Here is a 21309-nt window from a genome sequence, read left to right on the forward strand (position 1 = left end):
TGCGACAGGCACGTCAGCAAGCCGGTAAAGAAGGCGGTTCTGCTGGACGCGATCCGCGAGGCGACGGCGGCGCGTGCATCCGCGGGGTCGGAGCCGGAGCAGACCGCCGCTGGAACGGAGCAGCGCGCAGGCGCAGCGAAGCTGGTTGCCTAGAGACTGCGGCCGTCGAAGGTTTCGACCTTAAGCGTTGACGGCTCTACCCCTTCGACGCATCGGGCGTTCACGTAAACGCCGTTAGACGTCGAGATAAACGGCGCGCATCCGCAGTTGGGGCAGAAATGGTGCTTCACCGTGCCGGTCTTGAAGGTATAAGCAGCAAGGTTGGATTCGGGCGTCAGCAGCCGCAGTTTTTCGCGCGGCACGCTCCAGTGCAGATATCCGCGCATGGTGCAGATCGAGCAGTTGCAGTCCATCACCTGCTGCAGATCGCCTTCGACTTCGAACCGGTTGCGCCCGCAATGGCATCCACCGCGGTAAGTCATGGCCAAGCCTCCTGAGTCCGGCAGCCTCTTTGGCAGCTAGCATCCCGCCCGCGCGCAGGCAAGCGCGCCGCCCCGCTCTGCGCGAATCGGCAGTGCGCTCACGCGCTACACAGTCGCACCAGCAATCGGATAAACTGCCCAGTCCGGTGAGAGCAATCGCGCAAGACCGATCGCAGCGGACGCCGTGGGAGAGCTTCGAACGCGAGGTGCTCGAGTATCTGCGCACGCTGATCCGTTTCGACACTTCCAATCCGCCGGGCAACGAGCGGATCGCCGCCGATTTTCTGGCCGCCGCGCTGAGCGCCGAGGGTATCGCCTCGGTGATTCTGGAAAAGGAGCCGGCCCGCGCCAACCTGGTGGCGCGGCTTAAGGGCGGCGGCGCAGGCGCGCCTTTGATGCTCTCCTCGCATACCGACGTCGTGCCGGTAGAGGCGGCGCGATGGAGCCGCGCGCCGTTCGGCGGCGAGATCGCCGACGGGTGCGTGTGGGGCCGCGGCGCGATCGACATGAAGGCCAAGGGCGCGATGGATCTCGGGCTGATGCTTGCGCTCAACCGGGCCGGCGTCGCGCTCAATCGCGATCTGGTGCTCGCGGCGGTGGCCGACGAGGAGGCCGGCTCGGAACTCGGCGCGCGCTTTTTGGTCGAGCATCATCCCAATTTGGTGCGCGCCGGATGGGTGCTCAACGAGGCCGGCGGGTTTACCCTGCATCTCGGCGGGCGCCGCTACTATCCGATTCAGGTTGCCGAGAAGGGCTACGTCACGGTGAAGATGACGGTCAGCGGACCGCCCGGCCACGGCTCGATCCCACGTTCCGACAGCGCTATCGCGGCGCTGGCGGAACTCGTTGTGCGGATCAATCGGACGCCGATGCGCGTGCGGCTGACGCCGCTGATGCGCCGCACGCTTGATCAGTTCGGCCTGGAGTCGCAGACTGCGCCGCCGCTCTTTCGCGCGATGATGACCAATACGGTCGTCCCGACCATCCTGCGCGCCGGCTACAAGGACAACGTCATCCCGGGCGAAGCCTCGGTGGTGCTCGACGGCCGCACCCTGCCGGGCGAGACGGCCGAAAGCCTGCTCGCCGAGCTGCGCGAGATGGTCGGGCCCGAGCCGATCTTCGAGGTGTTGAGATGCGCGCCGCCGGCCGAGGGCAGCGCGGATACGCCGCTCTTTCGGCTGATCGCGCATCACGTCGAGATGGCCGACCCGGGCGCGCGAGCGATCGCCTGGATGCTGCCCGGGGCGACCGACAGCAAGTTCTACGCGCAGCTCGGCGCGACCTGCTATGGGTTTGCACCCGTGCGGATCGGTCCGCGGATGCCATACGGCGCGCTGTACCACGGCAACGACGAACGGATCCCGGTCGAGGGTTTTATGTGGGGATTGCGCCTATATGCGGAAGTGGTGCTGAACTTTCTCGGCCTGCGCCTCGAGCAGGTATTTAATTAACCGAGCCGGCCCGTTTCTCCCGCGCCGCTCGCGATGCTTGCGGCGAACTCTCCCTGGTAAAGGAAGGGGCAAGATCGGTCGAGCCGGTTAGAAAACCTAGTCTGCTGGAGGTTCGCCGTCACCGCCAGGCGGTTCGGGCTCGCTTGCGCCCGCCGGTTGCTGTGCCGGCGTGAACGTGACCAGCAGCCGCGGAGGCGCATTGAGCGGCACCACCGCAAAGCGCGACACCGGCGAGGTGTTCACGGTGATCGTAGTGCCGTCCGCGTCGGACTGAATATCGCAATCGTGGAAGATCGACCGGTCGAACACGAGGTGAGTCGGCGCGCCCTTGGCCAGCCTGGTTTCCTTGAGATGGAGCGTTAACGTCGATGAATCAGAGCCGCCCTGAAGCTGGTTCTCGTATGCGACAGGGCCCGTCAGATCGAGTATCACCGAGAGCGGCGGATCGGCCGAAGAGAGCCTGACCTTGTTAAGCGTCGCCGGACCGGTGTGTGCGAGCGTCCTCAGCCCGCTGGCGGCCGCCGCAATCGACGCGGGAGTCGCTGCGTCAGCAGTGATAGCGCCGGCAGGAGCAGCCCCGGCGGCGGCCCCGCCTGCCGATCCCGAACTTTTCGAGGGAGCAGGAGACGCGTCGGCAGCCGCGGCGTCTGGAGCGGCCGTATCCGAAGGAGCCGCAGCGTCGGGCGTCGCGGGTGTCGAGGATGGCGCTTTGAGTATCGGCAGCGGCGGATAGGCGTCGGTGGAGGCCAACGTGGTTGCGTCGCCCTGGCGCACCCTGACCTGGTCGGCATCGCCGAATCCGCTCTCGGTCAGCACCAGGTGTAGCGGGTCCTCTTCGGTATCGACGTGCTGATGGAGTTTCTTGAGCTCAGACTGCGCCTTGGCTGCGTAAGTCGTGCCGGGATAGTGCAGCACAACCGCGGTAAAGGCTTGCGCGGCGGAATACTTCTTGCCTTCCTTTTCCAGCGTGGTGCCGAGCTGGAAGAGCGCTTCGTCCCCGACCGGCGTGTCCGGCCATTTCTGCATCAGTTCGGCCAGGCGCGATTCGGCGGCGCGGAAGTTTGCCTTCTTGTAATAAAAATCGCCGATCAGGAGCTGATGACGCGCAAGCATCTCGCGGCAGATCGCAATCTGCTGATGGGCCAGGGCAGCGAAGCCGGTCTCCGGATAGCGCCGTTCGATTACCTCGAATTGCTCCAGCGCCTGCTCGGTGTTGCTCTGATCCTGGTCCGGGCGGCCTATCTGATCATAGTGCGCCATCGCCAGGTAATACGACGCGAGCTCGATCTCCTTGCTCGTCGGATGCATTTTCTCGAAGTCGCCCAGCGAAGAGATCGCCTCGGCATAGTGCTTCTGCTGGTATGCGGCGAGCCCGATCTTGAGCTCGGCGTCCTCGGCGTAGGGGCTGAACGGGTATTGATCGATCAGTTTCTGAAAGTAGATGGCAGCGCCCTTGTAGTCGTGCTGGGCGAACGCCTTTTGCCCCAGCACATAATAGTTCTCGCCAGTCGGGGTCTGCTGATGCGTAGCGCAGGCCGACACGCCAAGCGCGAAACTCGCCGCCAGTACGAAAAACAGTCGCCGCATAATAAAAGAGACTTCAGACAGGTTAGACGCTGCCTGTGCTCAAGGCAAGCTTGCTTCATCACGAATGATAACAGCGGCGGGCGAGCAAAAAGATCGCTAAACCGGCATGAAAGAGGCCGAAAATACGGCCTTGCCCTGGGCCAGGTACTTGAGGCCGAAGCCGGAGGCGCGCGCGCCCGGCGCCGCGGTATCGACCCGGCGAAAGCCTGCCTCCGTAAGCATCACGAACATCTCCGCCGCGTACGGTTCGACGTCCGTCGCCACGTGGACGATCGCCGTGGGCGCGAGCACGCGTCTTAAGCGCCGCGCGAATCCCGGCGAGAACATCCGATGCTTCTGTTGCGACAGCGTGAGCCAGGGGTCGGGAAAATAGACGTGGCAGGCGCTCAGACTTCCGGCCGGCAGCATCAGGTTGATGAGTGTGCGCGCGTCCATCTGCGCCACCCGCAGATTGCCGAGCCCGCGGCGCGCGGCGCGAAGTGCCAGCACTCGCGCGACCGAGGCCGCAAGCTCGACCGCAAGGAAGTCGCGCTCGGGACGCCGGGCCGCGTATTCGATGATGAAGTCCCCGCGCCCCGCGCCCAGTTCGACCTCCAGCGGCGCGCGGCGTCCGAACAGCCGCTCGGCGTCGATCGCGTACACGGGTCCGTCTTCGGCCACCAGCACGCGCGTCGCGAGCGCGCGCTTGTCCGGGTCGCGCCACATGCGCGCCGCTTTGCGCAAACGTGCCATCGTCAGAGGCGTCCGGCGTGCGTACGTCAGTCCCGGCGCGCGGCCTAGTCCGTGCGCGCCATGAAATCCTTGATTCGCTTTACCAGCGGCGCAAGGTCGGTGTTATCAACCAGCGCGCTCGCCATCCTCACCGGGTCGCCGAAAAAAAAGCGCTCGTAGAGCACCTGGCGGCCGGCGAACGAACTTCCCGCCACGTCCCAGGCGAGGCGGTAAAGCGCGACGCGCTCGCGCGCGGCGGCGTCGGCCTGGCCGAAGTAGCGCTCGATCTCGGGCGCGATCGGGCTTTTGAAGTCGCGCTCCGACGGCGTCGCCATCAGGCTCGACGAGCTGTTGAGCTGGATGATTTCCGCCAGCCGCGGATACAGCTTGGGAAAGAGGTTGCGCGCGGCGTCGAGCGGCGGGCGTGCGGGCATGTACTCGCCCCACTTATCCGCTGCAGCATCGGCCTCGGCGGCGCGCAGACATGATCGCATCAGCTCGGTCGTGACGATCATCTCGGCCAGGCGCTCGCGCACGTGCGGCAGGCTCATCGCGTCGCTCACCTGGGCGATCCGTGTCGCGAGGCCGAGCAGGAACTCGCTCTTGACCGCATTTTTGACCACCACCTGGTGCATCATGTTGACCACGGCCCCGGTCTCGGCGTAGAGCGCGTTGCATCGCGCCATATCGCCGCACACGAACACCCGCTCCCACGGCACTGTCACGTTGTCGAAGATGACGACGCAATCCATCTCCTCGAAGCGCGAGGCGAGCGGATGGTCGAAATGCGAGCGCTCGGCCTCGAACGGGTCGCGGCAGATGAATTTGAGCCCCGGCGCGTTGCATCGCACCGCGAACGCGAGCGCGAATGGCTTCTGGCTGGGGTCCTCCTTGAGCACGGTGGAAGGAAAGACCAGCAATTCCTCGGAGGCGGGGCCGAGCGTGGCGAGCATCCGCGCGCCGTTGACCACGATCCCGTCGCTCGTCTGCTCGACGAGGCGGAGCGCCAGGTCGGCGTCGGTCTGGCCGGCCCATCCGGCGGCGCGGCTCGCGCGCGGGTTGAGCAGCGTATGCGTGGCGCACCAGTCGTTGCGGCGCGCCTCGCGGTAGTACTCGACGATATTGTCGCCGAGGCGCTTGTCGGCAGCGGCGAAGAACTCGCGCGCGGCCGCCATCGCCGCGATGCTCGCGTTCAGGTAGTCGGGCGTGCGCCCTAGCATCCCGCCGCTGAACTCGGCCCAACGCCGCATCATTGCGCCCCGCTTGCGCACTTCCTCGCCGCTTTGTGGCTGGATGAAGGAGAGGCCGGCGCGTTCGCCCCCCTCGATGCGATAGGTCATCGCCTCGGGATGCTCGATCTGCATGTCGTAGAGCGAGGCGAGCGAGCGCGTTACGGGTTTGAGCGCCGGATGGGTCGTCGGGTCGGCGACGCGCTCGCCGCCGAGCCAGATTTCGCTCCTGAGCTTGCGCATCGCACTCAAATAGTTATTGCCCGAGCGCGCCCCCATCAGAGGATCTCCTGCAGCTGCGGCAGTCGCTTGCGCAGCCGTTCGGCCGCGTCTTGCGGCGCCATGTAGGGCGGGCGCGCCGGCCCCATGTCGATTCCGGTTGCGACCGAGGCCGTAACCTTGGTGACACCGAGATGGCCGAGCGCCTCCTCGCCGCCGCGCGGGAAGCATCGGTTGAGCCGGCGCTGGATCTCCTGGGCGCGCATGATGTCGCCGGCGCGGTAGGCTTTGAGCAGCGCGGCGGAGGCCGGCACGGCGAAGATATTGATAAAGCCGCCGGCGGCACCGAGCATCAGGCCGCTCAAGAGCGCGCGGAAGGTGTTGTAGATCTCGATGCGCGAGCCAATCTGGTCATAGAGCTCCTCCAGATGCTGGAGGTCGGTCAGCACTTCTTTCATCGCCGCCACGCCGGGAATTGTCGCCAGGCGTGCGGCGAATTTGGGCGAAATATTGAACTTGCTCAGCGCCGGGTTGTGATAGACCACCAGCGGCAGGTCGCCGGCCTCCGCGATCATCCGGTAGTGGCGCTCGACTTCGGCCTCGCCGCAGCGCCAGTAGTAAGGCGGAATAACCTGCTGCGCGTCGTAACCCATCCGGGCCGCGGCCTTGGCGAAGCGCAGGGCCTCGAGCGTGGTCGCGCCCGAGGTCATCGCGGTCGCCGGGACGCCGGGCCGCTTGCGGGTTTCTTCGAGCGTAACTTCAAAGGCGCGGAGCCGTTCGGCCTCGCTCAGATGCAGGAACTCGCCGATGCTGGGCGTGGCGACGATGCCGTCGGCGCCGTTGTCGAGCGCCCAGCGCACCTCCTTGCGCAACGCCTCTTCGTTGAGCGTGTAGTCCGCGTTGAACGGCGTCACCAGCATCGCGTGAATGCCATGCACGAGTTTCATCTCACTTTGCTCCTCCCGCCGGCGCCGCGGCGCCCTGATGGGCCGCGGCGGCGGGCCGGGCGAAATAAAAAATCGCCTGTCCGGTGCCGAGCGCGGCCTCGTAGCGTCCGAATTGCTCGCCGCGCCAGTTCCACTCGGCGCTGCCCATCGCACCCGCCATCATCAGGTAGTGCGAAAATCGCCCCTCGGGCGAGCATTCGGCGCGATATTCGGGCGCGGCGCGCAGGACTTCGTCATGGCGCCCGGCGCGGAACCATTCCATCAATTTCTCGTCGAACAGGCGATTGCCGAGCGAGCTGATGTCGTTGGGCGAGGCCGAAGCGTGCTGCAGCACGTTGTCGTAGTCCCAGAAGCGATGCGACATGCCGCCCGCTGCGACCAGCACGACGCGGCGGCCGGAGGCGCGGATCGCCGCGCCCATCGCGACGCCGAAAGCGACATCGTTGGAGATGCGTGCCGTTTGGCAGACGCCCATCGACAACACGCGACGCTTCGCGCCGGGATTGAAGTAGTGCATCACGTTCAGCGTCGGATAGTGCAGCGGCAGGGTAGGGTAGCCCGGGGCGATCGCCCGCAGTCCGCCGGCTCGAACCGCCTCCACGATCGCCGCGGCGAGCTCGGGATCGCCCGGATAGTCGAAGGCGTACTCATGGATCATCTGCGGCAGCTCCTCGGAAGTGTAGAGGCCGTGCAGCCGCTCCTGCGCGTTGAGCACATATTCGAGCGTGGTGAACCAGTGGGTGTCGATCAGCGCGAAGGTGTCGAACTCGAGCGCCCGCAGGCGCTCGCGCTCGAGCGATTCCATCGCGTCGTAAAAGGTGGTGACGTTCTTGCCCATGTAGGCGCGCCGCGCCTCAGGATCGTGAATCATCAGGCGCGGCACGTGAGTGGTAAAAATTGCGGCTACGATCTCGCCCATCGCGGTCCTCCTTTGGCGCGGCGGTTCATCGCTCTGCCGGAAGTTCGGGATAGGTCAGGCAGACCATCCTCGGCTCGGTCCAGAACTCGAGGCTGAAGCGTCCGCCCTGGCGGCCGACGCCGCTCTGGCCCGAACCGCCGAACGGCGTGCGCAGATCGCGCAGGAAGAAACTGTTGACCCACACCATACCGGTTTTAAGGCGCGAGGCCACGCGCAGCGCGCGTTCGAGGTCGCGCGTCCAGATATACGCGGCGAGCCCATAGCGCGTCCCGTTGGCCATTGCCGCCGCCTGCTCCTCGTCCTCGAAGCGCTCGATGCTCAGCACCGGGCCGAAGATTTCTTCGCGCACCGCGCGCGCGTCGGGCGCAAGGCGATCGAGCACGGTCGGCAGGTAGTAGTAGCCGCGGCCCGGACGCTCGGGAATCGCGCCGCCGGCCAGCAACTCGGCGCCGCCGGCGACCGCCTCCTTGACGAAGGAATCGACGCGGCTTCGATGCGCGGCCGAAATCAGTGGCCCGTATTCGGTGCCCTCGTCGAGCGGGTCGCCGATTTTGAGCTTGCGCATCTCGTCGAGGACCATCGCGATGAACTCATCGGCGATTTTTCGATCGACGAGCAGCCGCGAACCGGCGACGCACGATTGTCCCTGGCTGCGGAAAATCGAGCGGGCGACGCCGGCGGCGGTGCGTTTGAAGTCCACGTCGGCGAAAACCAGGTTGGGCGATTTGCCGCCAAGCTCGAGCGTCACCCGCTTTAGCGACTCGGCCGCCGCCGCCATCACGCGCTTTCCCGTGGCGACGCCGCCCGTGAACGCAACTCCGTCGATGCCGGGATGCGACACCAGTGCAGCGCCCGCCGCGCCCTGGCCGGGCAGAATGTTGAGCACGCCCGGCGGAAGCCCCGCCTCGATCGCGATTTCGCCGAGGGCGATGGCGGTCAGCGGCGCCAGTTCCGAGGGCTTGTAGATGCAGGCGTTGCCGGCGGCGAGGCATGGCCCGAGATTCCACGTCCCGAGCATCAGCGGAGAGTTCCACGGGATGATGATGGCGCCGACGCCGAGCGGCGCCCGCTCGGTGAGGCTCACCAGCTTGAGGTCGGCGCCGAGGAATTTGGCATCACCGTAGCTTGCCTCCTGCGTCCATGCCTCGGCCGCGTTCGCGAAGAAGCGCAGATTACGCGCGGCGCGTGCGATATCGTGATTGACGCATTCGCTGACCGGCTTGCCGACGTCGCGCGCCTCGAACCTGCCCAACTCGCGGGCGCGCTTTTCGATGCCCTCCGCCATCCGGCCGATGATTCGGCCGCGCGCCTCGGTGCTCATCTTCGGCCACGGACCATGGTCGGCCGCCTCGCGCGCCGCGGCCACCGCTCGATCGATATCTTCCGCGCCGGCATCGGCCACCTGGGCAAGCTCGCCTTCCGTTGCCGGCTCGACATCGGTAAAGCGCGCACCACTGGCCGCCTCAACGTACCGATTCGCGATGAACAGCTTGGTTTCCATCCTGGCTGCCTGGCCTGTCGCAGCGATCCGGCGCACGAAGTGCCGCGAAGGGGTGAGTCATACCTGAATTTCCTCGAATTTCCCCCGCAAGACAACCAACCGCACCGCCCTCTCATCCGAGGGGAGCCGGCGGCGTTCTACGAATGGAGCAGCCGCCTTCTCATCAGGAAAAGTCTTTATTTTGATTGAACAATTCCGGATTCGGGCCATTATCTGGTCATAGAAGCTAAAATCTATTCTAAACTGGAACAGAAAGCTCAGAAAACTTCTTATTTAATATAGACATCTTATAATGTTATATAACGCAACAAAATGATTCGTTTGGACACAGGACCGTGAATTAAGCAAGGAGAAAGCGGCCATGACTCTGCCATCCAGAAATTCGAAACTGTTCAAATCTGAAGCAGTGCGCAGCCTCCTAATCCTGGCTTTCGCCGGATATGCCTTGGTCGCTGCCGCGTCGGCAAGAGCCGACGCGTGGGAGTGTGGTCTGGGCTGAGTGCGAATCCGTTCTCGGTGGAATTTGGCAAGGAGGCAGTGGGCGGCACGAGCGCCGCAAAGCCAGTGACCATCACCAATCGAAGCGACAGGGTCCGCACGATCGTACGAGTGCGTACGACCGCCGGCTTTGGCGAGAGTAACACCTGCGCGGTCCTGAAACCGCGTGCAAGCTGCAAAGTTGAGGTCACCTTCAGTCCAACCATGAAAGGCGAAAGGATCGGAGCCTTGATCGTTCGGGTGGCCGACCGCGATGATGATTCAGGCACGTTTGTATTGCTCACTGGAATAGGTACCGCCTCGGCTGGGGTGACGATATCGGGTACGGCGATGCAGGGCGGGGCAACGAGCGGGGCAACCGTAAGCCTCTATGCAGTTAGCACCAGCGACGGATCGAACAGCGGCGCAGCGCTGGCGACCACGACCAGCGACGGCAGCGGCAACTTCACCCTCAAACTCGCAAGTGTTCCTTCGGGGCCGGTGAGATTGACCGCGACGGGCGGTTCCTTCGCGAGCGAAATGAACGGCGCAACCATCAACCCATCGGGCAGCATTTCGGTTCTGCTCTCCGGTGTGACCGCGAACCAATCCGGGATCTCGATCAACCCTCTCACCGAATTCGTAAACTCGCTTGCTCTGGCAAAGCTTAATGGCGGTTCATCGCCCACACTGGCGGATGCGCTCGCCTCGGCGACGAGTGCAATCGAGGGGGACTATGGACTCAAAAGCGATCCGGCGACCCTGACTCCGAACTTCACGGTTGCTGGCGTCGGCAGCGACGCTGGGAACTTCGCGCTTGCGCTGGGCGCCTTGATCAACGAAGACCAGGCGCTGTGTTCAGCCGCACCGGGCGGATTGGTTACTGCACTGTCGGCGGACATAGCGGACGGAGTCTTCGACGGGTCTGCTGCAGGCACGCCTGTGCCTTATTGCGGCGGGAGTCTGGCGGCGCTTGCGGGAACCAGCGACTTCCAGGATGCGCTGGCGGGACTCCAGCAACTGCAACTGCTGACCGTCGGCTTCGGCTTCGGCGGCAGCTACGGCCCAGCCGGGAACGTGCTGATCAATCAGGTTCCTCCGGTCGCCCCTGACCTGCTCACCGCGGCCTTCGCCACCATTGATAGCGCCATAAGCCTGGCCGCGCCGGTCCCGGTGAACCAATTCGCCACGGCGAATCTGCCCACGATGGTCACGGCCCGCGAATATCACACGGCCACACTCCTCGCTAACGGCAAAGTGCTGTTCGCCGGGGGCGAGGATAGCAGCGCCGACATATTGAATACTGCTGAACTCTACGATCCGGCGGCGAATTCGTTCACCGCTGTTCTTTCCACGATGAGCTTCGCACGCGAATTCGCGACCGCCACGCTATTGCCCAACGGTAAGGTGTTGATAGCCGGCGGCCTCGGGCCACACGGCGACGTGTCCGCCGCCGATATCTACGATCCCGTGGCGAACTCTTTCAGCGCCGGGCCAGCGATGGTTTACCCGCGCGACAGCGCGAGCGCGGTGCTGCTGCCCAATGGCAAGGTGCTGATCGCGGGCGGATTCTCCGGCGGCAACGTTCAGAGCACCGCCGAGCTCTACGATCCGGTGGCCAATTCTTTTACCGCCGTGCCGCTCGGCATGACCGAGGCCCGTTATCTCCCGACCATCACGCTGCTCACCAGCGGCCAGGTGCTGATTACGGGCGGCTCCAACTTCAGCGGCATCCTGAGCAGCACCGACATCTACAATCCGTTGACCAACTCGTTCTCCGCAGGCCCGGCGCTGAACGCCGAGCGCGAGTCGGCGACCGCGGCGCTGCTGCCCAACGGAAAAGTGTTGATCGCGGGCGGCGACGACAACGACGGCTACCCAACGACGACCGAACTCTACGATCCGGCGGCCAACTCGTTTGCCGTCGGACCGGCGATGAACATGGGGCGCGAAGAAACCGCGAATGCGATACTGCTGCCGAATGGCAAAGTGCTCATCGCCGGCGGATGGCTCTTCGGCTCCGGCGGTTCCGGCGTTCTGGCCAGCACGGAGCTCTACGATCCTGTGAGCAATACGTTCGCCGCGGCTGCGTCCACGGCGTCCATGAGTTCTCCGCGTGAGTACCCCACTGCGACGCTGCTGCCTAACGGTATAGTGCTGATCGCCGGGGGCGACGACGGAGACAACAACCTGACCAACGGCGACCTCTATAAGCCGTAAGACGCGCCCGGAATCCGCCGCGCGCGCTCCAACCCTCAAGTCAGCCGGACGGCTGTAAAAGCAGCAGCCGTCCGGCCGTTTCTTTGTCCTCCAGACCCTCTCCTTGACCGGTCAGCGGCGCGGCCATAACGTTAGAGCCGCGATGGCCGAGTTGCCGGACATCATTCCGATCTTTCCGCTGCCCAATTTCGTGCTGTTTCCCGGCGTGACGGTGCCGCTGCACATTTTCGAGCCGCGCTATCGCGAGATGGTCGCCGACGTCGCCGGCGATCACGGAATTGTCGGGATGATAATGCTCAAGGGTGACTGGGAGCGCGACTACTACGCCTATCCCGATATCTTCACCATCGGATGCGCCGGCCGTATCGCCTCGTTGGAAAAGCTTGCCGACGGTCGCTACAACCTCCAGCTGGAAGGAATCAGCGAATTTCAGATCGGACGCGAAATCCGCTCACACTCATACCGCAAGGCTGAAGTCCGATGGTGTCCGTCGGGCCGCAGATTGCTGGGCATGGAGCCCTCCGAGATGAACTCGCTGCGCGACCTGCTGGTCGGATTTCTCGGCGAGACTGCCGACACGGCCTGGCGCGGATTGGTCGACGAGCAAGGCCTGCGCGACGCCGACCTGATCAATTTCCTGTGCTTTCATCTCGACGTCACGCCGCTTGAGAAGCAGACTCTGCTCGAGGCCCTGGAAGATCGTCTCGCCTGCCTGTTCGACGTGCTCACCTTCAAGATAGAAGAGCGCAAACTCGGCCCGGGTCCGCGCGGAAGCGGTTCGGTCAATTAGCACCTATAGTACTTAAGTCGTGGTGCGGTGATCGCTCCCCCGAGGGCGAGGTCCGAGTTTCTCGTGCAGATGTCCAATTAATTAAGTAGCGCCTGTCCGTTTTTTTCCAGGCCCGAAGTCCCAAAATTCCCCAGCTGGCTCGCAAACGGACACGGGGAAGCGGCGCCTGTTTCCGTGTGAGTCAGCAGACCCACCATCAATGCCCAATGAAGTGGGCATCTAACGGCGCCTTGGCCCGCACTTGTACGTTCGACGGGGCTTCGTCATTTCTCGGCACAACCGTTGCTCATCCAAAATGCAAGGAACGGCAAGATCGTCCGATAGCGCGGAAACGGACAAGGGATTCAAAATTGGAAGGTAGTGCGATCGCAGGAATGATGGTTCCGGACGTTTTGACTCCGGGCCAGTATTACGACGGCGTCCGCGCCGATGATGCTTCCGTCCGTCCGATCAAGCGTCTTATGCTGGCGGTGCTCGAAGACGCGATGCGCTGCTACCAGACTTACGCCAACTCACGCGGCCGCGCGCATCGCAGGCTGTTTATCGAGGCCGAGGCCTGGCTGATGGATCGCCGGGCCGACAGCGTGTTCTCTTTCGCGACCGTTTGCGAGACTCTTGGAATCGATCCGACGTACCTGCGCGAGGGGCTGCGGCGATGGCGCCTGCAGTTACTCGACGGGATGAACCCGCGGCGTTTGGCTCGCCGTTCGCCAGTGACCCGTCCGGGCCGCATCAGTGCGCCGCTCAGGCGGCGGCGGCGCGGCAAGGCTTCCCAGGCGTCCCTCGAAAATCAGGGTCTTGCGGCCGCCGTCAACTTTGAGGGCGACAGCCTCGGCAGCGGGGCCGTCCATCGGGTCGGCGGTCTTGCGCACGGCGAGCCCGCCTACGATGCCGTTACCGATGATCGGGGCGTCCAAAGCGTTGACGAAGTCGCGCTCGACGCCGAAGTCGGCGCTTCGGCGCCGATGCAGGAAGCTGCCCTCGGATAGTCCCGCTCGGGGTCGCGGGCGGCGAAGGTCTTCCCTATCTCACGCCTCGCGCGTAGGTGGTTTTTACGAAGCCTGCCACTTGATACGCCCGTTTTCCTCGATTCGGCGCGCGCGGCCTTCAGAGCGCGAATACTCCATATGCGCGAGGGTCTCGAACGTCGCTGCCATCACGTGGAAGATCGGCCGGTCCTCCTCGCCGAAAATCTCTTGCGCGACCTCGAAGGCGGTGAGCGGCGTGCGCCGTACCAGGTCGAGCATTTCGGCTTCGCGGTAGCGATGGTGCTCGATTAGCTGGTTGGCCCGATGGCGATGGTCCTGGTAAACCGCGCCGTGCGCGGGCAGCACCAGCTCGACCTCGAAATTCTGCACCTTGCGCTGCGAATCGATAAAATCGCTCAGCGGATTGCTCGGTCCCGAGGGATAAATGCCGACGTGCGGGGTGATGCGCGGCAGCAGATGGTCGCCGACGATCATCACCTTCTCCTTGCGCAGATAGATCACGCTGTGACCCGGGGCGTGGCCGGGCGTCCAGATGATCTCGAAACGCCGCTCGCCCACCGCAATCACGTCGCCGTCGTGCAGGAACGCGTCGGGCTGCGGGACCGGATTGTACTGATCGGTGCCCATCCACGCAGGCCGCATCCCTTCGATCGGATAGCGATCGATCGGAAAGCCGTGGCCGGTGAAAAATGCAAAGACCTCAGGATTGGACGAAGGCGCCGGCAGGTTGAGCATCCGGTTGACCCGCTCGACCTCGAGGTCGTGCAGGTAGGTGCGCGCGTGGCTCACCCCCTTGATCGTCCGCGAGGCGCCGAAATGATCGATGTGATGATGAGTGCCGAGGAGGACGGTGAGATCTTCGAGCCGGGTTCCAGCCTGCTTAAACGCGTCCTCGAGCGTGCCCACGCTGTCGGGGGTGTTCATCCCGGTATCGACGAGCGTCCATTGACCGCCGCCGCAGTCGATTAGATAGACGTTGACGATCGTCGGCCGCATCGGCAGCGGTAGAAAGATTTCGTAGATTCCGCGCTGGACCTCTGCGATCTTGGCTGTGGTTTTGGCTGGCATCACTTGAAGGCTCACTGGGCGGCCCTTGCGCGTGGCCGCATCAAGCGTCGGCCCGCGGCCGCCCGGCCATAGCCCGGCGCCCTGTCGAATCCCGCCCGCGTCTTACGCGCCGGCAAAATCGCCGATCGCAGAGCCGGAGGCGCCGGGAATCATTAGACCCATTAAACGGTTAGCTGCCTATTCGTGGAGTTGTTCCTTTACCTGGAAAGTGAGTTTTACCGTGACCTTCCATCGCGACACCTTGTTGTGCGCGATCTCGGCGGCGACGTTGGTTACCTGCGCGGTGTGGACGCCGGAGATCGTCACTGCGGCCCGCGCCACCGCCAGTTCCACCGCGTGCTCGATCGATTCGGTCGAGCTGCCGGTCAGCTCGATAGTCTTTTCAACCATGGCGATTTCCGATCCTCGGCCGCCGCGCACGGCAATTTGACGCGCGCGCACGCGCGGCGTTAGGGTTGAGCCCTGCGCGCTCATTACGTCACACAGGAAACGCAAAGACAAGGCAGAATCCTCTATGAGCTACGATCGTTCGGCGGTGCGGGCGGTAATCGAAGGGGCGCGGGCCGAGCGGCGAAGCGGGCTCTCGCCGGCGGAGTGCAGGGCGCTTTGCGAGGCATGCGCGATCCCGCTGCCCAAGGCGGCAATGGTGTCTTCCGCCGCCGAGGCCGGCCGCGCCGCCGCCGCGCTCGGCTTTCCGGTGGTGATGAAGGTCGTCTCGCCCGACATCCTACACAAAACCGAAGCCGGCGGCGTCGTGCTCAACGTGCGCAGCGCCGAAGAGGCCGAGAAGGCCTACGAAAAAATCGTCGCCGGCGCCCACGCGTACAGGCGCGACGCCAAAGTCGCGGGAGTCGAGATCCAGCAGATGCTCGCGGGCGGCCAGGAGGTGATCGTCGGCGCCGTCAGCGACCCGAGCTTCGGCAAGGTCGTGGCCTTCGGGCTCGGCGGCGTGCTGGTCGAAGTGCTCAAGGACATCACCTTCCGTCTCGCGCCGGCGAGCCGCGCCGACGCCCTCTCGATGATCGAGGGAATCGCGGCGGCCGAGATTCTAAGTGGCGTGCGCGGCGCGCCCGCGGTGGACAAGGCCGCGCTCGCCGCGATCATCGAGACGGTCTCGATGCTGGCCGCGGACTTTCCCGAAATCGCCGAACTCGATCTCAATCCGGTGCTCGCGCGGCCCGCGGGCGCCATGGCGCTCGACGTGCGCGTGCTGCTCGACTTCAAGCCGCCGCGCGAACGTTTCCGGCCCGCGGGCGCGGAAATTCTGCGCGCGATGAACCGGATCATGCGGCCGGCAGCGATCGCGGTAATCGGCGCGTCGGCCGAGGACGGCAAGATCGGAAACTCGGTGATGAAGAATCTCATCAACGGCGGCTTCGAGGGCGCGATCTACCCGATCCATCCCAAGCTGCCGGAGGTGATGGGGCGCAAGGCCTATCGCAGCGTCAAGGACGCGCCGGGAGAGATCGACGTGGCAGTGTTCGCGATTCCGGCGCCACTGGTTGCGGGCGCGCTCAAGGAGTGCGGCGAGAAAAAAATTCCCGGCGCGGTGCTGATTCCGTCGGGCTTTGCCGAGACCGGCAACGCCGAGTTGCAGGAGGAGATCGTCAGGATCGGACGGCAATACAACGTGCGCCTGATGGGCCCGAACATCTACGGCTTCTACTATCTGCCGCGCAAGCTGTGCGCGACCTTCTGCACGCCGTATGACGTCCTGGGCAAGGCCGCGCTGTCCTCGCAAAGCGGCGGCGTCGGGATGGCGATCGTCGGCTTCAGCCGCTCGACCAAGATGGGCGTGTCGGCGATTGTCGGTCTGGGGAACAAATGCGACCTCGACGAAGACGACCTGCTCACGTTTTTCGAGCAGGACGACGATACGCAAGTCGTCGCGATGCACGTCGAGGATTTGAAGGATGGGCGATCGTTTGCCGAGGTCGCCAAACGCGTGTCGCGCAAAAAGCCCGTGATCGTGCTGAAGGCCGGACGCACCGCGCTCGGCGCGCGGGCGGCGCGCTCGCACACGGCCGCGCTCGCCGGCAACGATCGCATCTACGAGGACGTGCTGCGGCAATCGGGGGTGGTGCGCGCCCGCGCGCTCAACGACATGCTCGAGTTCGCGCGCTGCCTGCCGATCATGGCCGCGCCCAAGGGCGAAAACGTGCTCATCATCACCGGCGCCGGCGGCTCCGGCGTGCTGCTCTCGGATGCGTGCGTCGATAACGGACTTAAGCTGATGGAGATGCCGCCCGACCTCGACGCAGCCTTCCGCAAGTTCATCCCGCCCTTCGGCGCGGCCGGCAATCCGGTCGATATCACCGGCGGCGAGCCGCCGACGACCTATCGCAACACGATCCGGCTGGGGCTGGAGGAGCCGCGCATTCACGCGCTCATCCTCGGCTATTGGCACACGATCATCACGCCGCCGATGGTGTTCGCGAAGCTGGTGACCGAGGTGGTCGAAGAGATGCGCGGCAAGGGGATCGACAAGCCGATCGTGGCGTCGCTGGTCGGCGACGTCGAGGTCGAGGATGCATGCCGGATGCTGTTCGAGCACAACATCCCGGCCTACCCGTACACGACCGAGAAGCCGGTCATCGTGCTGGGGGCGAAATACCAATGGGCGCGCGCCGCGGGTCTGGTGACCCGCTGATCGCCGCGGCCGTGGCCAAACCCAGCGGTTTGAGGTCCCTTCGAGGTCGGCTAGTCGGCCTTCTTTTCGAACTTCAGCGACGCCGAGTTCATGCAGTAGCGCAGCCCCGTCGGATTCGGCCCGTCGTCGAAGACGTGCCCCAGATGCGCGCCGCAGCGGCTGCACGTGACCTCCGTGCGCACCATCCCGTAGCTCCTGTCGACCGAATTATCGACCCTGCTCTCGTCCTTGGGCGCATAAAAGCTAGGCCATCCGCATCCCGAGTCGAACTTGGTCTCCGAGCTGAACAGCTCGTTGCCGCAGCAGATGCAGAGGTAAACGCCCTGGTCATGGAAATCCCAGTATTGGCCGGTGAAGGCACGTTCGGTGCCCTTTCTCTGCGTGATCTCGTACTGCTCGGGAGTGAGGATCTTCCGCCATTCCTCGTCGGTTTTGACGACTTTGTCGGCCATGATGGCTCTCCTTGCGGCCAAAAAAAAGACCGCGGAGGCTTCCCCTCCGCGGCCGTTCGCAATCCTTCGACAGCTCAAATATCAATGCAGCACCGGCTGCTCGGACGGCGAGGTAAGCGGTGCGAGCGGCGCAGGTACCTTTGCCGGGCCGACCGGCGTCCGTTCGATATAGGTCTGCGGCGCCGCGCTCTCGCCGCTCGAGGCGGTATTGGCGGGCGGGGCCGGTACTATCGGCTGGGCGGTCGGGCCGGGGTTATACATCTCGCTGTATTCGGTGTCGCCGCTCATGGCCGGCGCAAGGGGCGTCTTGGTCGCGAGGTAGTGCAGCGGGCGCGTCACGCCCCACTCCAGCGCATAGCCGAGGGGCGCGATGAAGTAGCTGACCACCTTGAGCAACTGGCCGTCCTCGGTGTCGGTATATTCGTAGGGATTCTGCTTGTCGTTGTACGGGCCCTGCTGCGCAAGCGCCATCACCGGCATCCCGAGCGCCAGGACCATGACTGTACAGAACGTTAGCCTTCGCATGAGAATAGTCTTTCCCCCGGGTTCGGCTTATGTCAATGGCTGCGAAAATCGGTAGAGCCCGAGGCCCGCGCGCTCTGCGTCTAGTCTATTGGAGGCCTGGTTGCGCAACTATTCGGCTGCGCCGGCGACCCGCGCGCTGACCCCGACCGGCGGGTTCCTCGACGGCTTCGCCTACTCGCTCAATCCGTACGTCGGATGCGCCTTCGGCGACAACGGCGGATGCCCGTTCTGTTACGTGCGGGCGCTGCCGGTGGCGCGGGCCGAGCCGGGCCCGTGGGGTTCGTGGGTGATCGCCAAGTCCAACCTGCTCGAACTGCTGGGGCGCGAGCTTTGCGCGCTGGAAAAATCCGGCAAGCTCGATCGCGCCGCCGTCTTCATGTCGAGCGCGACCGATCCGTACCAGGGGATGGAACGGCGGATGAGGCTCACGCGCGGCGCGCTCGAGCTCTTCGCAAAACGTCCGCCGCGCCGCGTGCTGCTGCAGACGCGCAGCCCCATGATCGAACGCGACCTCGACCTGCTGATGCGGCTAGGACCGCGGCTCATCGCTTCGATAACCGTCGAGACCGACGACGACCGAGTGCGCCAGGCGCTGACGCCGACCTCGCCTTCGATCGCGCGGCGGCTTGCGGCCGCACGCCGGCTGCGCGCGGCCGGCGTATTCGTCCAGCTGGCGGTGGCGCCGATGATGCCGAATAATCCCGAGCGCCTGGCCGAGCTTGCCGACGCCGCAGCCGACCGCGTCGTGGTCGATACCTACTTCGACGGCGACGGTTCCGGCGGCCGGCGCTCGCGCGCGCTGATGATCGGCGAGTTGTACGCGCGGCTCGGCTACGAGCGATGGTTCCAGCCGGGCGCCGAGCGCGAGCTGATGGCGGCGATGCGCGCGCGCCTCGGCGCGGCGCGGGTGCTCTTCAGCCGCGAGGGTTTCAACGCGGTTTGAGACTTGCCTCGCCCGAGCTTGTCCGCCGGAGATCTGCGCAGAGATTTGTCCAGAGATTTGCCGGCGGACATTTCACCGGCGCATCGCCTGTGGCATAAGGGCGAAAGCCGCACCCGGCAACCGGGCGCCATATCGGGAACAAGGAGACTTTGCCCATGGACTTCGGAATCCTTCTGCCCTTCAGAAATCCGCTCCAATGGAACCGGCCGATAACCGAGGTTTACGATGAACATCTCGAGGAAGCCGTTCTCGCCGAAGAGCTTGGCTACGATCACGTCTGGACCACTGAGCATCATTTCTACGACGATGCCTGGTCGCCGTCGCTCCTGCCGATCCTCGCCGCCGTCGCCCAGCGCACGCGCCGCATCCGCCTGGGAACTTTCATCATTATCCTGCCCTTTCATCATCCGGTCCGCGTCGCCGAGGACGCCGCGACGGTCGATATCCTGTCTAAAGGCCGGCTCGACCTCGGCGTCGGCCAGGGCTACGTAGTGAGCGAGTTCGACAGCTTCCGCGTCCCGCGCAAGGAGCGCGGCGGACGGGTCGAGGAAGGTGTGGAGCTGATCCGGCGATGCTTCACCGAAGAGAATTTTTCCTTTGAAGGCAAGTACTACCAGATGAAAAACGTGAACCTCACACCCAAGCCGGTGCAGAAGCCCTTTCCGCCGATTTGGATTGCGGCGATGGCCGAGAAGTCGGTCGCGCGCGTGGCCCGGACGGGCTATCACCTGGCCGGCAGCGGCGGAGTGGACCTTCAGCAGATGTACGACGCCGGCCTGCGCGCTCACAGCCACGACGTGGGGAGCCACTACATCGCGCAACTGCGTGCGGTCTATGTCGCCGAGACGCGCAAGCAGGCGTGGGACGACGCCGAGGAGCATCTCTACTACATGATGACCGCGTACGATCGCCGCTTTAAGGAAGCCAACGATTTGCCGTGGAGCGAGGCGGTCTTCTCGCAATCCTCAGTCCCCCCTCCGGGCAAGATGCGCAATACGCCCGGGCTCAGCTTCTTTCAGGCGCCGCTCGCGGTTGGAACTCCCGACGACGTGGTGCAGGACCTGAAAAACTACGAAAAGGCGGGCCGCGTGACGCACCTGGTGATGTGGATGCAGCTGCCGGGGATGCCGGCGCACAAGGCGCGCCGCTCGATGGAACTGTTTGCGAAGGAAGTGATGCCGCGCGTGCGCTGAGCCAAGGCTCGATCCAGGCTACGTAGCGACCGTGATTAGCGAGGTTGCGACGCCGACTTCGGAAGTTGCGACTATAACCACGTCGGTCGCAACGCTGAATACGGAGGTCGGAGCGCTGCAGACGAGCGTCACCAATTTTGGCAAAGACGCATCCGGCTGCGCCTACGAGGCGACCGTTGGAGACACCGGTACGAGCGTTCCCAGGCAGGGACCGATCAGCGTGTTGTATCTTCCCCACGATGGGAGATAACGATCCGCACGAGCGTGGCGGCTCTTGCGCAACGCTCACCTCATCGCCCACGCAGGGAGTCGGAATCTGACTATGCGTGCGCTGCCGTGATCCATTCGCGGGCAGCTGACGCGTTGGAGGTGGCAAACACGCGGACCTCGCCCGGCATCAGCAAGCGGAAAACGTTGACCGCATGTCTGATCCACTCGGCGTCAGTCACGACGGCGACGCGCTCCCATCGCGAAAGATGTTCGACCCCGATTTTGAAGTCTTCCCACATCGCGCCAGCTTCCATTCCCGAGAATTGCGATCCCAGCTCCTAGTAGCAGCGGATTGTCGGATGTTGCTCGAGCGTTAGCTCGACGCGTGGCACGAGGATGTCCTCGTAATCGCGTCGGGTTACAATGCCGCGGGCCGCCGCGGCGACCACATTGTCGGGAAAATCGGAAAGAATCTCGAGCATCTCATCCTCCGTATAATTCTTCGCGACTCACTTAATTTGCCGAGGCATACTTCGGTGCGGAGCAAACAGGCGAGGTAGATCGAAGTGGTTAGTTTCCGTCAATCGAACATTTTCTCGCCTGCGAAATCATTCAGGCTTGAGTTAAACTTTGTACCAAAGAACACGGGAACCTAAGGTGGAAAACAGTCGCGTCTCTGAAGCCTTCCAATAGCCAGCGCTCACGAGCGTCCAGCGGAGAAAGCACGGGCCCAGACGAGCCCAGAC

At 64.4% G+C, this 21309-nt stretch carries 20 protein-coding genes; 7 read left to right on the forward strand and 13 right to left on the reverse strand.

The genetic code is table 11. The annotated features are described in order from the left end of the window. Window positions 1–149: 149 nt before the first annotated feature. Complete coding sequence (locus VMI09_16350) at window positions 150–482, reverse strand: GFA family protein (protein ID HTQ26260.1); 333 nt, start codon at window positions 480–482, stop codon at window positions 150–152. A gap of 146 nt (window positions 483–628) precedes the next feature. On the opposite strand from VMI09_16350, the gene VMI09_16355 reads away from it, so the two are divergent. After that, window positions 629–1933 carry a M20/M25/M40 family metallo-hydrolase gene (locus tag VMI09_16355; protein HTQ26261.1) on the forward strand — a complete coding sequence of 435 codons (1305 nt, stop codon included), beginning with the start codon at window positions 629–631 and terminating at the stop codon, window positions 1931–1933. Between the two features lie 96 nt (window positions 1934–2029). On the opposite strand, the gene VMI09_16360 is transcribed toward VMI09_16355, so the two are convergent. From VMI09_16360 to VMI09_16385, 6 genes are all read right to left on the reverse strand, one after another. Continuing rightward, on the reverse strand, window positions 2030–3520 hold the full coding sequence (locus VMI09_16360; protein HTQ26262.1) for an outer membrane protein assembly factor BamD: 1491 nt from the start codon (window positions 3518–3520) through the stop codon (window positions 2030–2032). A 96-nt stretch (window positions 3521–3616) separates the two neighbouring features. Next, the gene (locus VMI09_16365; protein HTQ26263.1) at window positions 3617–4252 is read right to left on the reverse strand and encodes a hypothetical protein; all 636 of its coding nucleotides are present in this window, start codon (window positions 4250–4252) and stop codon (window positions 3617–3619) included. Between the two features lie 44 nt (window positions 4253–4296). Beyond that, complete coding sequence (hpaB, locus tag VMI09_16370; GenBank protein ID HTQ26264.1) at window positions 4297–5739, reverse strand: 4-hydroxyphenylacetate 3-monooxygenase, oxygenase component; 1443 nt, start codon at window positions 5737–5739, stop codon at window positions 4297–4299. Continuing rightward, window positions 5739–6626, reverse strand: a complete 888-nt coding sequence (locus tag VMI09_16375) for a dihydrodipicolinate synthase family protein (protein HTQ26265.1) — start codon at window positions 6624–6626, stop codon at window positions 5739–5741. Before VMI09_16375 ends, hpaB begins: the two co-directional genes overlap by 1 nt. A 1-nt stretch (window position 6627) precedes the next feature. Then, window positions 6628–7545 (reverse strand): hypothetical protein, encoded by a 918-nt coding sequence (locus VMI09_16380; protein ID HTQ26266.1) that lies wholly within the window; start codon window positions 7543–7545, stop codon window positions 6628–6630. A 25-nt stretch (window positions 7546–7570) separates the two neighbouring features. After that, complete coding sequence (locus VMI09_16385; protein HTQ26267.1) at window positions 7571–9046, reverse strand: aldehyde dehydrogenase family protein; 1476 nt, start codon at window positions 9044–9046, stop codon at window positions 7571–7573. Window positions 9047–9529: 483 nt separating this feature from the next. On the opposite strand from VMI09_16385, the gene VMI09_16390 reads away from it, so the two are divergent. From VMI09_16390 to VMI09_16400, 3 genes are all read left to right on the forward strand, one after another. Beyond that, window positions 9530–11743 (forward strand): kelch repeat-containing protein, encoded by a 2214-nt coding sequence (locus VMI09_16390; GenBank protein ID HTQ26268.1) that lies wholly within the window; start codon window positions 9530–9532, stop codon window positions 11741–11743. Between the two features lie 142 nt (window positions 11744–11885). Continuing rightward, on the forward strand, window positions 11886–12533 hold the full coding sequence (locus VMI09_16395) for an LON peptidase substrate-binding domain-containing protein (GenBank protein ID HTQ26269.1): 648 nt from the start codon (window positions 11886–11888) through the stop codon (window positions 12531–12533). A gap of 374 nt (window positions 12534–12907) precedes the next feature. Continuing rightward, window positions 12908–13522, forward strand: a complete 615-nt coding sequence (locus VMI09_16400; GenBank protein HTQ26270.1) for a hypothetical protein — start codon at window positions 12908–12910, stop codon at window positions 13520–13522. A gap of 63 nt (window positions 13523–13585) precedes the next feature. Here the strand turns inward: VMI09_16400 and VMI09_16405 are convergent, their stop codons facing one another. Beyond that, a complete protein-coding gene (locus VMI09_16405; GenBank protein ID HTQ26271.1) occupies window positions 13586–14590 on the reverse strand; it encodes an MBL fold metallo-hydrolase in 1005 nt (334 codons plus the stop codon). 177 nt (window positions 14591–14767) lie between these two features. Continuing rightward, window positions 14768–14980 carry a dodecin family protein gene (locus VMI09_16410; GenBank protein ID HTQ26272.1) on the reverse strand — a complete coding sequence of 71 codons (213 nt, stop codon included), beginning with the start codon at window positions 14978–14980 and terminating at the stop codon, window positions 14768–14770. Window positions 14981–15104: 124 nt separating this feature from the next. Between VMI09_16410 and VMI09_16415 the strand changes: the two genes are divergently transcribed. Next, window positions 15105–17240 (forward strand): acetate--CoA ligase family protein, encoded by a 2136-nt coding sequence (locus VMI09_16415; GenBank protein ID HTQ26273.1) that lies wholly within the window; start codon window positions 15105–15107, stop codon window positions 17238–17240. 50 nt (window positions 17241–17290) lie between these two features. Here VMI09_16415 and msrB read toward each other — a convergent pair whose 3' ends face one another. Both msrB and VMI09_16425 read right to left on the reverse strand, forming a co-directional pair. Next, window positions 17291–17692 (reverse strand): peptide-methionine (R)-S-oxide reductase MsrB, encoded by a 402-nt coding sequence (gene msrB, locus VMI09_16420; protein HTQ26274.1) that lies wholly within the window; start codon window positions 17690–17692, stop codon window positions 17291–17293. Between the two features lie 81 nt (window positions 17693–17773). Further along, on the reverse strand, window positions 17774–18217 hold the full coding sequence (locus tag VMI09_16425; protein HTQ26275.1) for a hypothetical protein: 444 nt from the start codon (window positions 18215–18217) through the stop codon (window positions 17774–17776). A gap of 100 nt (window positions 18218–18317) precedes the next feature. On the opposite strand from VMI09_16425, the gene VMI09_16430 reads away from it, so the two are divergent. Further along, a complete protein-coding gene (locus VMI09_16430) occupies window positions 18318–19160 on the forward strand; it encodes a radical SAM protein (protein HTQ26276.1) in 843 nt (280 codons plus the stop codon). 155 nt (window positions 19161–19315) lie between these two features. After that, a complete protein-coding gene (locus VMI09_16435; protein ID HTQ26277.1) occupies window positions 19316–20353 on the forward strand; it encodes an LLM class flavin-dependent oxidoreductase in 1038 nt (345 codons plus the stop codon). Window positions 20354–20673: 320 nt separating this feature from the next. Here VMI09_16435 and VMI09_16440 read toward each other — a convergent pair whose 3' ends face one another. Together VMI09_16440 and VMI09_16445 are read right to left on the reverse strand one after the other, a co-directional pair. After that, window positions 20674–20877, reverse strand: a complete 204-nt coding sequence (locus VMI09_16440) for an STAS/SEC14 domain-containing protein (GenBank protein HTQ26278.1) — start codon at window positions 20875–20877, stop codon at window positions 20674–20676. Between the two features lie 24 nt (window positions 20878–20901). Continuing rightward, window positions 20902–21045: a hypothetical protein gene (locus tag VMI09_16445; GenBank protein ID HTQ26279.1), complete on the reverse strand. Its 144-nt coding sequence runs from the start codon at window positions 21043–21045 to the stop codon at window positions 20902–20904. Between the last annotated feature and the right edge of the window lie 264 nt (window positions 21046–21309).

Source organism: Candidatus Binataceae bacterium (assembly GCA_035500095.1).
Classification (GTDB): domain Bacteria; phylum Desulfobacterota; class Binatia; order Binatales; family Binataceae; genus JAKAVN01.